Annotated in this window: 15 protein-coding genes and 2 riboswitches; of the genes, 12 read left to right on the top strand and 3 right to left on the bottom strand. The window is 67.6% G+C overall.

Features of this window, described 5'->3' with window-relative positions; translation table 11 throughout:
- Nucleotides 1–147 precede the first annotated feature (147 nt).
- A riboswitch (glycine riboswitch) is annotated at nt 148–246 on the bottom strand.
- A 259-nt stretch (nt 247–505) separates the two neighbouring features.
- Nucleotides 506–604: riboswitch (glycine riboswitch) on the top strand.
- A gap of 145 nt (nt 605–749) precedes the next feature.
- The 3 genes from cycA (at nt 750) to QE394_RS07065 (ending at nt 4,053) form a co-directional block, all read left to right on the top strand.
- The gene (gene cycA, locus QE394_RS07075) at nt 750–2,294 is read left to right on the top strand and encodes a D-serine/D-alanine/glycine transporter (RefSeq protein ID WP_235501508.1); all 1,545 of its coding nucleotides are present in this window, start codon (nt 750–752) and stop codon (nt 2,292–2,294) included.
- A 219-nt stretch (nt 2,295–2,513) separates the two neighbouring features.
- Complete coding sequence (locus QE394_RS07070; protein ID WP_349034134.1) at nt 2,514–3,320, top strand: hypothetical protein; 807 nt, start codon at nt 2,514–2,516, stop codon at nt 3,318–3,320.
- Nucleotides 3,304–4,053, top strand: coding sequence for a 5-oxoprolinase subunit PxpA (locus QE394_RS07065; RefSeq protein ID WP_045732844.1), 750 nt, complete (start codon nt 3,304–3,306; stop codon nt 4,051–4,053). Before QE394_RS07070 ends, QE394_RS07065 begins: the two co-directional genes overlap by 17 nt.
- Nucleotides 4,054–4,084: 31 nt before the next feature.
- On the opposite strand, the gene QE394_RS07060 is transcribed toward QE394_RS07065, so the two are convergent.
- Nucleotides 4,085–5,434: a DUF445 domain-containing protein gene (locus QE394_RS07060; RefSeq protein ID WP_349034133.1), complete on the bottom strand. Its 1,350-nt coding sequence runs from the start codon at nt 5,432–5,434 to the stop codon at nt 4,085–4,087.
- A gap of 49 nt (nt 5,435–5,483) precedes the next feature.
- Between QE394_RS07060 and QE394_RS07055 the strand changes: the two genes are divergently transcribed.
- The 7 genes from QE394_RS07055 to QE394_RS07025 all read left to right on the top strand — a co-directional run bounded on the left by QE394_RS07055 (nt 5,484) and on the right by QE394_RS07025 (nt 10,116).
- Nucleotides 5,484–6,440 carry a glycerophosphodiester phosphodiesterase family protein gene (locus QE394_RS07055; RefSeq protein WP_349034132.1) on the top strand — a complete coding sequence of 319 codons (957 nt, stop codon included), beginning with the start codon at nt 5,484–5,486 and terminating at the stop codon, nt 6,438–6,440.
- Nucleotides 6,441–6,442: 2 nt separating this feature from the next.
- Entirely contained in the window at nt 6,443–7,789 is a 1,347-nt protein-coding gene (locus tag QE394_RS07050; protein WP_349034131.1) for a CoA transferase, read from the top strand.
- A gap of 102 nt (nt 7,790–7,891) precedes the next feature.
- Entirely contained in the window at nt 7,892–8,359 is a 468-nt protein-coding gene (locus QE394_RS07045; RefSeq protein WP_056080048.1) for a hypothetical protein, read from the top strand.
- Complete coding sequence (locus QE394_RS07040) at nt 8,356–9,105, top strand: AzlC family ABC transporter permease (protein ID WP_156368393.1); 750 nt, start codon at nt 8,356–8,358, stop codon at nt 9,103–9,105. The genes QE394_RS07045 and QE394_RS07040 overlap by 4 nt, the downstream gene beginning before the upstream one ends.
- Complete coding sequence (locus QE394_RS07035; RefSeq protein WP_261621117.1) at nt 9,102–9,413, top strand: AzlD domain-containing protein; 312 nt, start codon at nt 9,102–9,104, stop codon at nt 9,411–9,413. The genes QE394_RS07040 and QE394_RS07035 overlap by 4 nt, the downstream gene beginning before the upstream one ends.
- Before the next feature lie 91 nt (nt 9,414–9,504).
- Entirely contained in the window at nt 9,505–9,759 is a 255-nt protein-coding gene (locus QE394_RS07030) for a hypothetical protein (RefSeq protein ID WP_349034130.1), read from the top strand.
- A 108-nt stretch (nt 9,760–9,867) separates the two neighbouring features.
- Nucleotides 9,868–10,116: a hypothetical protein gene (locus QE394_RS07025; RefSeq protein ID WP_349034129.1), complete on the top strand. Its 249-nt coding sequence runs from the start codon at nt 9,868–9,870 to the stop codon at nt 10,114–10,116.
- Between the two features lie 21 nt (nt 10,117–10,137).
- Here QE394_RS07025 and QE394_RS07020 read toward each other — a convergent pair whose 3' ends face one another.
- Entirely contained in the window at nt 10,138–10,362 is a 225-nt protein-coding gene (locus QE394_RS07020) for a hypothetical protein (RefSeq protein ID WP_056080007.1), read from the bottom strand.
- Between the two features lie 202 nt (nt 10,363–10,564).
- Nucleotides 10,565–11,185, bottom strand: coding sequence for a TetR/AcrR family transcriptional regulator (locus QE394_RS07015; RefSeq protein WP_056080010.1), 621 nt, complete (start codon nt 11,183–11,185; stop codon nt 10,565–10,567).
- A 120-nt stretch (nt 11,186–11,305) separates the two neighbouring features.
- Between QE394_RS07015 and QE394_RS07010 the strand changes: the two genes are divergently transcribed.
- Together QE394_RS07010 and QE394_RS07005 are read left to right on the top strand one after the other, a co-directional pair.
- Nucleotides 11,306–11,629: a thiamine-binding protein gene (locus tag QE394_RS07010; RefSeq protein ID WP_056080013.1), complete on the top strand. Its 324-nt coding sequence runs from the start codon at nt 11,306–11,308 to the stop codon at nt 11,627–11,629.
- An 85-nt stretch (nt 11,630–11,714) separates the two neighbouring features.
- Nucleotides 11,715–12,392 carry an O-methyltransferase gene (locus QE394_RS07005; protein ID WP_056080015.1) on the top strand — a complete coding sequence of 226 codons (678 nt, stop codon included), beginning with the start codon at nt 11,715–11,717 and terminating at the stop codon, nt 12,390–12,392.
- Nucleotides 12,393–12,490: the final 98 nt, after the last annotated feature.

Genomic DNA, 12,490 nt, shown 5'->3' with positions numbered 1-12,490 from the left:
CAGGTCTGGCCGGCCAGGGTGGCACGGCGTGGGATGGGTTCCTCCCCGCTCTGTATTGGACCTGAGAGATTCCGCGGAACCCTGCGTGGCGGGTTCGCTTGCACCGTCGGTGAACCTGGCCGGAGCCGGGTTACTTTCCAGAGTTGCCTCGCCGTGACGGTACATGGGCCTGAGAGATTCCTGGGGAGGATTTGCTCCTACGGCGCCTGCCCGGTGGTGCCGGGAGGACTCTCCCGTCACAGCTCGAAAGGCTATTCAACTGTGGGTGATTCGCCTCACACCGTACAGGTTGGTTGAAAGGAAAACAAATCCGACTGTCACGCGATGGGCGGCAGCCGCTTTGTTGCGGCGGCGGAAAAAGGGGTTTGACATCCGATCGTGACCCGCACCACACTGGGTCCGGTGATCAGCACCCTGTCCGGCTGGCTCAGCTCATCGGAGCAGCCCGGGCCAGCGTTGCCCCGGAAGGGTGCGGCCGCTGAGCATACCTAATTGAACATGCCTTCGACCTGCGGCGGGAGAGTCCTGCCGGGTACATTTAGCAGGCGCCGTAGGAGCAAACCCTCCCCAGGAAACTCTCAGGCCCATGTACCGCCGCGGACAGGCAACTCTGGAAAGCAGCCGGACCCGTTCCGGCTCACCGGCGGTGCAAGCGGCTTGGGCTGCGGAAACTCTCAGGTTCACTACAGAGTGGGGAGGAACCCAACTTCTGCGGCACCCAAAATGCCGCTTTATCGATGGAGTTCCCCATGGCGATTCATCCCCCCACGTCCAACGGCGAGCCACCCCGCAACATCCCTCCTGCGGGCAGCGCCGCCCGCAGCGAGCCTCCCCACCTGGAGCGGCAGCTCACCAACAGGCACATCCAGCTCATAGCAATCGGCGGTGCCATCGGCACCGGCCTCTTCATGGGCTCCGGCAAGACCATCTCCGCGGCCGGCCCGTCCGTGATCTTCGTGTACATGATCATCGGGTTCATGCTCTTCTTCGTCATGCGTGCCATGGGCGAACTGCTCCTGAGCAACCTGAACTACAAATCCTTCAGCGACTTCGCAGCCGACCTCCTGGGGCCGTGGGCGGGGTTCTTCACCGGCTGGACGTACTGGTTCTGCTGGGTGATCACCGGCATCGCAGACGTCATCGCCATCGCAGGCTACTCCAAGGAACTCTGGCCCGGACTGCCGCTCTGGATCCCGGGCCTTGCCACCGTGGCCATCCTGCTGCTGCTGAACCTCGCCACGGTCAAAGCCTTCGGCGAAACCGAGTTCTGGTTCGCCCTCATCAAGATCATTGCCATCGCGGCGCTGATCATTGTGGGCCTCTTCATGATCTTCACCGGCTTCCAGAGCGACGCCGGAACCGCCAGCTTCACCAACCTCTGGAGCCACGGCGGATTCTTCCCCAATGAGTTCATGGGCTTCGTGGCCGGCTTCCAGATCGCCGTGTTCGCCTTCGTCGGCATCGAACTGGTGGGCACCACCGCAGCCGAAGCCAAGAACCCGGAGCGGACGCTTCCCAAGGCCATCAACGCCATTCCCGTGCGCGTACTGCTCTTCTACGTGGGCGCCCTGATCATCCTCATGGCCGTCACCCCGTGGACCCAGTTCGCGGCCGGCCACAGCCCCTTCATCGGCATGTTCTCGCTCGCCGGGCTGGGCGCTGCAGCCACCGTGGTCAACCTGGTGGTCCTCACCTCTGCCATGTCCTCGGCCAACTCCGGCATCTACTCCACCTCGCGCATGGTGTTCGGCCTCGCGCAGGAGGGCGACGCCCCGGGCATCTTCAGCCGCCTGTCCTCAAGGAAGGTGCCCAGCAACGCGCTGTTCCTTTCCTGCGTACTCCTGCTCTCCGGCGTCGTGCTCATGTACGCCGGCCAGGACGTTGGCAAGGCCTTCGAGATGGTGACCACCGTCTCCGCCGTGTGCTTCATCTTCGTCTGGTCGGTCATCCTGGCCAGCTACATTGCCTTCCGCAAGCGCCGCCCGCACCTGCACGAGGCATCGAAGTTCAAGATGCCTGGCGGCATCCCCGTTGTGTGGGTGGTCTACGCGTTCTTCGCGTTCGTCCTCTGGGCCCTGACCACCCAGCCGGACACCCTTGCAGCCCTGCTGGTGACCCCCATCTGGTTCCTCGTGCTTGGCGTTGCCTGGGCCATCCTCCGCCGCCGGCCCGCCCACCTTGCCCGCTTCGAGGTCTTCCGGGCCGAGCTGCGCGCCGACGAACAAGCGGCGGCCGGCGGGCAGGACCGCGAAAGGTCCGCCCAGGAGGAAGCATCCAGGGGCTCCCGCTCCTAGGCTTCTTCGCAAATCCAGGCCATCAGGTTGCGGATAAGCGAATAAGCTCCTGACTGCAACGCTGCGGCGGGACCCACACCGGGTCCCGCCGCAGTGCTGTCTGCAGCAGGAGGGTGCAGGGGCGCCGGGGTCAAAGTTCAGCATGCTTAGTGTTTCTGCATCTAGGATGGAGAAGCACGGCAGCCACCCGCTGCAGCTCGACGTGAAACGAAGGTGACCATGGCTAAGCGCAGCAACCCAGCAGTACGGATCGCCCAGGAAACTGCCCACAATGCAGTCTTTGACAAGGACGGCAAGCCCAAGCCCGGCGTCCACAACATGCTCCTGAAAGCCGTGGAGATCCAGCGCCCGCTGGTGCTGGCCTACATCCGCCGGCTGCAGAAGAAGCACCCCCGTGCCACGGCAGCCCAGCTGGCCGGCTTCCTTGAGCGCGACTACCTCCGCGCCGTCACCGGCGGCGGCGCAATCGTGGGGGCCACCGCCGTCGTGCCCGGTGTGGGGACCGTCGCGTCGCTGGGACTCTCCGCAGCCGCCACGGTGGGCTTCCTTGAGGCAACCGCCCTGTACGCAACCTCCCTCGCGGAGCTCCGCGGCATCCGCCTGACCAACCCGGAGAAGGCCAGCACCATGGTCATGGCCATCATGCTGGGAGAGGAAGGAACCGCTCTGCTGGGCACCCTCAGCGGACAAATGGCCGGCAACGGCGCGGGAGCCACCAAGCAGTGGGGCAGCGTGCTCTCCAAGTCGATGCCGATGCCGGGCTTCAGCACCATCCGCAACCGCATCCAGAGGGCCTTCCTCAAGAACCTCCTCAAACGCCAGGGAACCGCGCTCCTGGGCCGGGCCCTCCCGTTCGGGATCGGCGCCGTGGTGGGCGGAGCCGGTAACCTCGTGATGGGCCGTGCGGTGGTGGCCAACGCCAAGGAGGCGTTTGGACCCATGCCGGACAGCCTGCCCGGCGAGCTCACGGCAGCCGGGGCCACGGACAACCAGCTGGAAGGCAACACTTTTGGATCTCAACGCTGACCTCGGCGAATCATTCGGCTCGTGGACCATGGGCGATGACGCCCGGATGTTCCAGCTGGTCACCAGCGCCAACGTGGCCTGCGGCTTCCATGCCGGAGATCCCGTCACCATGCTGGACAGCTGCCGCGCGGCCTACGAACTGGACGTCACCGTCGGCGCGCACGTTGGCTACCGGGACCTGGCGGGCTTCGGCCGGCGGTCCCTGGACACGAGTTTTGATGAGCTCTTCGGCGACGTTCTGTACCAGCTGGGCGCGCTCGACGGCGTGGCCCACGCCGTAGGTGCGTCGGTGGACTACGTGAAGCCGCACGGGGCGCTCTACAACCGTTTGGTGCACGACGCCGAGCAGGCCTCCGCCGTGGTGGCGGCCGTCAACGCCTACGACCCCGGGCTGCCGATCCTGGGCCTCCCCGGTTCCGAGCTGCTCAAGCAGGCGCAGGAAGCCGGGCACCCGGTGTTCGTCGAAGCTTTCGTGGACCGCGCCTACCGGGCTGATGGAACGCTGGTGCCGCGGTCCGAGGAGGGCGCCGTGCTGCACGATGTCGACGCGATCGTTGAGCGGGCCGTCCGGCTGGCCACAAAGGGCGAAGTCGTGGCCACGGACGGCACCGTGGTCCAGGTCCGGCCCGACTCTTTGTGCATCCACGGAGACACCCCCGGCGCCGTGGAAATGGCGGCCGGTGTCCGGGCAGGCCTGGAAGCCGCGGGCGTCAGCCTGGAGTCCTTCGCCTGACCCAGCCCGGGTGCACACCGGTGGCCGGAGCTCAGCCGAAGATCAGGTGCGCCACCGTGAAGATCAGCAGCCCGGCCAGCGATCCCACCACGGTGCCGTTGATCCGGATGAACTGCAGGTCCTTGCCCACCTGGAGTTCGATCTTCTGGGAGGTCTCTTCCGCATCCCAGCGCCCCACAGTATCCGTGATGACCCCGGCAATATCTGACCGGTACGTCTTTACCAGGTAGCCGGCGGCGTCGCCGATCCAGGTATTGACCTTGCCGGCGAGTTCGGGATCGTTGACCAGCCGCGAACCGAAGTCGCGGACCGCGGCCTTGAACTTGACCGTCAGTTCGCTGTCCGGATCGTCCACGGCTCCGAGCAGGGCGTTCTTGACGGTGCCCCACGTCCGCGAGGCCAGCTCCCGGACCTCGGGATCGCCCAGGACCTGGGCCTTGACGTCCTCGGCGCGCGCAATCATCCTGGGGTCGTGCTGCAGGTCCTGCGCCAGGTCGTTGAGGTACTTGTCGATCTGTTGCCGCACCTGGTGGTTGGGGTCGGACTGCACGGCACGGGCGAATTTGAGGATTTCAACGTAGACCTTGTCGCCCACCAGGCCATCGACGAACTGGGGTACCCAGGTGGGGGAGCGGTCGGAAACCAGCCGCGAGACAGTCTCGTGGTTCTCGTCCACCCAGTCGGCGGCACGGTCCACCAGCAGGTCCACCAGGGTGTGGTGGTGCCCGTCGTGGAAGATCCGCTCCGCGAGCCTGCCCACCGGCGGTCCCCACGGCGGGGTCAGCAGGTGCTTGCGGACCATGCCCTCGATGACCGCCTGGACGTCGTCGTCGTTCAGGACCTTGAAGGCGCCCCGGATGACCGCCGCACCTTCCTTGGCCACCCGGTCCGCGCCGCCGGGTGCGGAGAGCCATTCACCGGCGCGGCGGGCGATGTTCACGCTGGCCAGCTTGTCCTGGACCACCTGCTCGGAGAGGAAGTTGGTCTCCACGAACTCGCCCAGGGACGCGCCGATCTGGTCCTTTCGGCGCGGAATGATGGCGGTGTGCGGAATCTTGATGCCCACGGGGTACTTGAACAGCGCGGTGACGGCGAACCAGTCAGCCAGCGCACCCACCATGCCGCCTTCCGCGGCGGCGCGTACGTACTGCAGCCACGGATATTCCTCCTGCAGCGCAAACGCGAACACGAAAACCACGGCCATGGCGATGAGCAGGCCCAGGGCCAGCATCTTCATCTTCCGCAGCGCTGCCGCCTTTTCGGCGTCTCCCGCGCTGAGTTGATGGCCGACGACGGCGGGCCGCGGTTTCGCGCCTTCCGGCACCGGAGGAGCGGTGCGGGGAGGGGATTCCCGGGCAGTTGGCTCAGAGTTCACCTGCATGTGCCAAGCCTAGCCCCGCTGACCGGGCCGGGTCGGCTACCGTGTCTCCATGACACCTGACGAGCTCACGCCTGACGGGACCACATCTGAGGGGACCATAGCTGACGAAACCGTTCCGGACCGGCTGGCGCAGCGGCCGCTGGTCTTCGCCCACCGCGGCTCGAGCGGCGCCTTCGCCGAACACACCCGCGCCGCCTACCTGCAGGCGCTGGCGGACGGCGCTGACGGCGTAGAGTGCGACGTCCACCTGACCCGTGACCAGCATGTGGTCCTGCTGCATGATGCCAACCTGGACCGCACCTCGGACGGCACCGGCCCGGTGGCCGAGCGGACCCTCCGCGAACTGCGGCAGCTGGACTTCTCCTCCTGGAAGGGCGCCCGTATCCCGGAAACCTACGGCGCCCGGTCCGAGCAGCTCCTCACGCTCCCGGAACTCCTGGACGTCCTCCGCGGCGCGGGCCGGCCAGTGAAGCTGGCCATCGAGCTCAAACACCCCAGCCCTTACCATCTCAAACTCGAGGACCGCGTGCTGGAGGTCCTGCGCAGCGAAGGCTGGGATCCCGGAAGCTCCACGGTGGACAACGTGGCGGTGACCTTCATGAGCTTCAGCCCGGATTCGGTCCGGCACCTGCTGCAATCCGTGCCCGCGCAGTACATCTGCCAACTGGTGGACGACCTCACGGTCCATGAAATCCGCGGCGGCCTGGGCCTTGGCCTGATCACCGGCGGAGCAGTCGCCAACCTCATGAAGGCCACCCAGCTGGAGGGCGAACGTATCCTTGACACCGGCCTGGTGGGGCTTGCAGGACCGGGCATCGACTACGTCCGTGAACGCCCGGACACCATTCGGCAGTGGCTCAAGGCCGGAAGGCGCTTCCGGGTGTGGACCGTGGATTCGGCGGACGACGTGGCGCTGTGCCGGGAGCTGGGGATCCAGGAGGTCACCACAAACGTCCCGGCCCGGGTGCTCTCGCAACTGCAGGCGGCACCCCCGCGGGGACGGTAGCCGTGGCGGGGGCGGATGCAGAGGGCCTGCGCACCTGGTGGGGCGGCCCGCTGGATGTAGAAGGCCTCGCCCTGGCTGCCGTGGGTGCTGCGGGCGCCGCGTTGGACCGGTACACGGGTGCGGCCGGCAGGTACACGGCCAGCCCGGAACTGACCGCCGCCGCATTCGACTCCTCGGGGCACCTGAGGATCGCCGGCCGCCCCTTGCAGGGATTTGCTCCGCTCTCGGGTTTCCGCCCTACCCGGGACGGCTGGATCCGGCTGCATGCCAACTACCCACACCACCGGCAACGCCTCCTGCAGGCCCTGGATGCCACGACGCCGGAGGAAGCCGAAGCCGCTCTGCGCAGCAGGGATTCCCTCGACGCCGAGTCCGCCATCCAGGCGCGGGGTGCAGTGGCAGCCGCCGTCCGGACCCGGGCCGAGTGGCAGGCCTCGGACATGGGCCGGGCAGCAGCCGCCGGGCCGTGGATCGTCCTTGACCCGCAGGTTCAGGACGGCCCGGCTGCTGGCGCTGCCACGCAGGGCAGCGGCCGCCGGGACATCCCGCAGCCCGGTGGCAATCCGCGCCGGCCGCTGGCGGGGGTGCGCGTCCTGGACCTCACCCGCGTGATCGCGGGCCCGGTGTCCACGCGGCTCATGGCGGCCCTGGGAGCCGACGTACTCCGCATCGACCCGCCGGTGCTGCCCGAACTTTCCGACCAGTTCGTGGACACCGCCTTCGGCAAACGCAGCGCCGTGGCCGACCTCGGCCTGCCCGAAACCCGCGCCGCGCTGGAACGCCTGGTTGCCGGCGCCGACGTCGTGATCACCGGCTACCGCGGCGGCTCCCTGGGCCGCTTCGGCCTCGACGCGGCGTCGCTGCTGTCCACCCGGCCGGACCTCGTGGTGGTCACACTGAACAGCTGGGGGACGGACGGGCCATGGAGCAGGCTGCGCGGCTTCGACAGCATCGTCCAGGCCGCCAGCGGAATCGCCCACCTGTACGGAATGACGGACGACGCCGGATGGCGGCCGGGTGCCCTGCCGGTCCAGGCCCTGGACCATGCAACAGGGTACGGGGCGGCAGCCGCGGCGGTTACCCTCCTCACCCGGCGGCGGGAAAGCGGCGCTGGCGGATCGGCGCGCCTGTCACTCGCCCGGACAGCGGAGGAGCTTTTCGGGCTTCCACCTAACCCGCGCAGACTGCAGGCCCTGCCAGCGCCGGGATACCGCACCCTGGCCAGCTCCTACGGCGAACTGCGGTACGTCCGGCCTCCGCTGCTGGTGGAGGGGCAGCCGCTGGACTACCCCGGCCCGCCACCGCCCTACGGCAGCTCCGCCATGGAATGGGTGCCGCGCATGGACTGATCCGGGCGACGCCCATTGACGGTGGCTGCACAACGGTAGCCCCCACAACGAGGGGACGCACGCTGGTTTCTGCCGCTGCCCGCGCTGTGATTGAGTGGAGCCATGCCTTTCCCCAGCTCCGGCCGGGCTGCACGAAACCTGTCCGCTGCTGCGATGAGCGCCCTGCTCCTGGCCAGCGCCGGCAAGCACTTCCGAAGCCCCGGCTTCTACCGCCAGGTGGTTCCCGACTACCTCTGCCGTGAAGACCCCGCACCCGGCACCGTGCCCACCGGCGCCAACGGCCCATTCGCTGTTCTCTCACGTGAGGAATGGATCGCCGCGTCCGGCCTGATCGAGGCCGCGGCCGCCGTCGGGATCCTCATTCCAGCAACCCGAAAGGTCACCGCCACTGCCGTGGCCGCGATGTTCACGGCGTTCCTCGCCGGCCACGCTGACGCGCTCCGGCGGGCCTACAGCCCGGAAGGGACGCCGCTCCAGCGGCGGATCCACACGGCGCGCCTGCCGCTGCAGGCACCCCTCATCGCCTGGGCCTGGAGCCTCCGCAACACTGGCCCGGACGGCCGGCGGTGAAGCTGGCGGCGTCCCCCGCCGTGCGGGTGGGGATCTCCATCAGTATCGCCACCGGTCTTTATGGCGTGTCCTTCGGTGCCCTGTCCGTCACCTCCGGCCTGGATTTCTGGCAGACCATGGCACTGAGCCTGCTGCTGTTCAGCGGCGGCTCACAGTTCGCGTTCATCGGCGTGGTGGGCGGCGGCGGTTCCGGCATTGCCGCCATGAGTGCGGCCACCCTGCTGGGCATGCGCAACGGGATCTACGGGATGCAACTCAATGCCCTCTTACGGCCCGAAGGGTGGCGCAAATACGTCGGCGCCCAGCTGACCATCGACGAATCCACGGCCACGAGTACCGGCCAGGCTGATCCTGCCGAGCAGCGCCGAGGCTTTTGGGCGGCGGGCATTGGCATCTACGTGCTCTGGAACCTCTTCACCGCCGTAGGCGCGCTGGCCGGCAGCGGACTCGGCGACCCCAAGCAATGGGGGCTCGACGGCGCCGCGGTGGCCGCCTTCCTGGCGTTGCTCTGGCCACGCCTGAAGGGCCGCGAGCCGGTGGCCATCGCCGTCGTCTGCGCCGTGGCCACCGTGCTGGCCGTGCCGTTCGTTCCCGCGGGGGTGCCCATCCTGGTGGCCGCGCTGGTGGCGGCCCTGATCGGCTGGTTCAGCCACGGCCGCAGCGATGAGGGCCTCGAACCTGATGTGGAACCGTACGGCGGCCACCACCGGCAGGGGCACGGCGACGCTGCGGAGGCCGGCCAATGAATCTCTGGTTCTGGATCCTCGTGTCCTGCGTGCTGGCCTACGCCTGGAAGCTGGTGGGCTACTTCGTCCCCGCCCGGTTCCTGGAAAACCCCCGCATGTCCCGGATCGCCGGCACCATGACCATCGGACTGCTCGCCTCCCTGACCGTGGTGAACGCCGCGGCCACCGGGCAGGCGCTCGCCGCGGATGCCCGGCTGGGAGCGCTGGCGGCGGCAGCCATCGCCTTGGCGCTGCGTGCGCCCTTCCTGCTGGTAGTCATTGTTGGCGCCGGTACCGCCGCCTTACTCAGGATGGCCGGCTGGAACTGACGTGATCTGGCTCACAGGAAGTGGGCGGGGCTGGCGGTATCATAATCTCGGCTATGCAGTTGGCCGTTGGATTACGTGTGAAACGGCCATCATGGAAAATCAGCAGCACGCCGGCGAAAGAGCCGGCATGTCCCGCCGCAGGAACCCCCAGCGCCGGGCCGGTCTCCCCGCCAAACACTTCATCACCCGCTTCGCCGGGCTGTCCGATGTCCCTGCGGCAGACCTGGAGTTACTGGCAGGCAGCCTAAGGAACGCACTGGACCTGCAACCCGGCTCGCCCGTCCCGGCGCTGCATGCCGCCGTTCACCGGGAGATCCGGCGCCGCGCGGATGCCGCAGCGGGATAGCCGCCTCCCGGGCCGGCAGCATAACGCCTGTGGTGAACTGTAAGCAGGCCGCCCGCCACACGGCGGCGGCGAAACCTACGCCTGGCTCCGCCAGAAGGAGGACCCGCGATGAACGACAAGTCACCCCGCGGCTCGGAATCAACCAGGGAAATGCGGGACACTGCCCGCCGCCGCAGGGACTCCGAAGAGAAACTGCAGCAGCATCTCCTCGAGGCCAGGGGCCACGTTCCCAATGAGTACAACGAACCTCATGCTGCCGATGCAGATGGCACTGCCCCTGACACCGGCGCGGCTGATGCAGGCACCGCAGGTGCAGGGGATCCAGGTTCAGGCCACCGGGACGCAGAAGGGGCCTAGCGGCCGGACGGGCGGGGGCGGTTACGCCACGCCGTGCGCCGCCCCGTCCGGCGTCACCGAACGGCGGCAACTTTCTTCGACTGCGAGGTCGTACCACGCATGCGCCCCGTATTCCGGGTCCTCGGTGTCCAGTTCCTGGAACAGGATGTCGAGCAAAGTAGCCAGTTCGTCCGCTGGCAGTCCGGCCAGGACCTCATCCGGCTCGCGGGGGTCGTCCAGATACTGGATCAGCTGTGGATTCTTCATCGGGCTGCGGACTTTGTTCGCTGGATGCACAAGAACTGTGTCATGGATCGCTCCAGTACAGAAGGTCGTGGGCTGGCTGCGTAACCCTCTTGAATTCTAAAACAGGAGACGGGGTCGGACAACGGTCCCTTTGGCGGCATACAGGCAGGGCGGGCCAGTCTTAGCTCCGACGGGGCGGGCGGCCTTCCGGTGGTGGCGCCGGCTACGGTGCCACGGGTGCAGGCACCGGCACGTGCGCGGGAAGCGCACGCGCGGGACGTGTTGACCTGATGGCATCCTCCACCAGGGCCAGTGGACGCCGCCAGGCGTCCGATCCGGGTTCCATGGTGTCCACCACGGAGATCAGCATGGCCAGGAGGCGGAACATGTCCGTCATGGAAATGTCCTGCCGCAGGCTGCCCTGGCCTTGCCCGCGGACCAGCAGGACGCTGAGGGAATCCATGAGGGAACCTGTGATGCCGGTCAGGAGCCCGCGGCGCCCGGCCACCGCGCCGAGCAGGTTGGCGTCGGCGCTGGCGGCGGCCATCAGGGACTCCAGCACCCGGAACAGCCCGTTGGCGGCATCGATGTCCGCCAAGGCGCCGTCAACCACGGGGTCCACCGAGATCCGCAGTTGGCGGTTCAGTGCGGCGAGGACCAGTTCTTCCTTGTCGGCGAAATTCCGGAACAGGGTGGCCGGTCCAACGCCGGCGGTGGTGGCGATGGTCTGCAGCGGAACCTCGGGGCCGAACTCCCGGAAGCACTGCCGCGCCGCGGCGATGATCTTGTCCACATTTCGCGCGGCGTCGGCGCGGAGGGGCTTGCGGGCGACTGCGAGGCTCATGCCATGAGGTTAGCAACGGAGGGTCAGCCCATCACCGTTACTGAAGGGTAGGAGCTCATTGTGACGCCGGCCCTGTTCGGGCGGATGTTGCCCTGTGGCGTGCAGTGGCAGACTTGCCCCATGCTCCTTGCCTTTTCAGTTGCCCCGTCAGGTACTCCAGCCGAAGGTTCACGCCCCGGAGATGCCTCCGTGCATGACGCCGTTGCAGCCGCAGTAAAGATCGTCCGCGACTCTGGCCTGCCCAACACAACCGATTCGATGTTCACCACCATCGAAGGCGAGTGGGATGAGGTGTTCGACGTCGTCAAACGGGCCACCGAGGCCGTAGGCCGGTACGGCAGCCGCGTTTCCCTGGTGATCAAGGCCGACATCCGGCCCGGCTACACGGGTGAACTCACAGCCAAGGTGGACCGGTTGGAAGAGGCGCTCGCGGAGGGCTCCTGAAGTCACCCTCCCCTGTGGGGGCGGTCGATTTCCCGGCCGCCGGAAGCCTCTGGACCGGCTGATCGCCGCGTGCCAAACTGTGCCCATGTTCGAGCACAAGCCGCGGCCGGAATGGATCGCCACCGAAGAGTTCCTCTCGCGGGTGGTGGTCCACCCGGACCCTGCGCTGGACCAGGCCATCCGGTCCGCGGCCGAAGCGGGCATGCCGGCCATTGAGGTGGCACCCAACGCCGGCAAGCTGCTGATGCTCCTGGTGCAGCTCTCCGGTGCCCGGCGGATCCTGGAAATCGGTACGCTTGCCGGCTTCAGCACCATCTGGATGGGCCGCGGACTGCCCGCCAACGGCACGCTGGTCACCTGCGAGTTCCTCCCCAAGCACGCCGAAGTGGCGTGGGCCAACATCGACTTCGCCGGACTGGGCCAGAAGGTGGAAATCCGGCTGGGCCCGGCGCTTGAGACGCTGGCCGCGCTGGAGGAAGAAGGCCGCGAGCCGTTTGACTTCATCTTCATCGACGCGGACAAGGAGAACAACAGCCGCTATCTTGACTGGGCGGTCCGGCTGGGCAGGCGCGGAGCCACCGTGGTGCTGGACAACACCATCTGGGAAGGGGCGGTCCTGGATCCGGACATGGATCCCGTGAACGCCCCCGGCATCGTCGATGCCCTCACCATGCTGGGGGAGCATCCCCGCCTGGATGCCACCGTTATCCAGACCGTGGGATCCAAGGGATGGGACGGCTTCGCCCTCGCCCGCATCACCTGACAACGCCCTCCGGCGCCCGCCGCACCTCCATTGATAAGTATGCTTAGAATAAGCGTCCGGCTGGCGGGCAGCCGGACAGGCCGCAATGGAGGAAAACG

It is taken from the genome of Pseudarthrobacter sp. SORGH_AS 212 (genome assembly GCF_030818145.1).
In the GTDB taxonomy this organism is placed as follows: Bacteria; Actinomycetota; Actinomycetes; order Actinomycetales; family Micrococcaceae; genus Arthrobacter.
The sequence above is the reverse complement of the archived record's forward strand: the minus strand, read 5'-3'. Positions and strand labels throughout refer to the sequence as shown.

Excerpts from the sequence above, each read along its gene's own strand:
- QE394_RS07020 (WP_056080007.1), bottom strand. The coding sequence starts at position 10,362 with ATGAAGAATCCACAGCTGATCCAGTATCTGGACGACCCCCGCGAGCCG.
- QE394_RS07025 (WP_349034129.1), top strand. The coding sequence starts at position 9,868 with ATGAACGACAAGTCACCCCGCGGCTCGGAATCAACCAGGGAAATGCGG.
- cycA (WP_235501508.1), top strand. The coding sequence starts at position 750 with ATGGCGATTCATCCCCCCACGTCCAACGGCGAGCCACCCCGCAACATC.
- QE394_RS07005 (WP_056080015.1), top strand. The coding sequence starts at position 11,715 with ATGTTCGAGCACAAGCCGCGGCCGGAATGGATCGCCACCGAAGAGTTC.
- QE394_RS07015 (WP_056080010.1), bottom strand. The coding sequence starts at position 11,185 with ATGAGCCTCGCAGTCGCCCGCAAGCCCCTCCGCGCCGACGCCGCGCGA.
- QE394_RS07030 (WP_349034130.1), top strand. The coding sequence starts at position 9,505 with ATGGAAAATCAGCAGCACGCCGGCGAAAGAGCCGGCATGTCCCGCCGC.
- QE394_RS07010 (WP_056080013.1), top strand. The coding sequence starts at position 11,306 with ATGCTCCTTGCCTTTTCAGTTGCCCCGTCAGGTACTCCAGCCGAAGGT.
- QE394_RS07055 (WP_349034132.1), top strand. The coding sequence starts at position 5,484 with ATGACACCTGACGAGCTCACGCCTGACGGGACCACATCTGAGGGGACC.
- QE394_RS07035 (WP_261621117.1), top strand. The coding sequence starts at position 9,102 with ATGAATCTCTGGTTCTGGATCCTCGTGTCCTGCGTGCTGGCCTACGCC.
- QE394_RS07070 (WP_349034134.1), top strand. The coding sequence starts at position 2,514 with ATGGCTAAGCGCAGCAACCCAGCAGTACGGATCGCCCAGGAAACTGCC.
- QE394_RS07060 (WP_349034133.1), bottom strand. The coding sequence starts at position 5,434 with ATGCAGGTGAACTCTGAGCCAACTGCCCGGGAATCCCCTCCCCGCACC.
- QE394_RS07045 (WP_056080048.1), top strand. The coding sequence starts at position 7,892 with ATGCCTTTCCCCAGCTCCGGCCGGGCTGCACGAAACCTGTCCGCTGCT.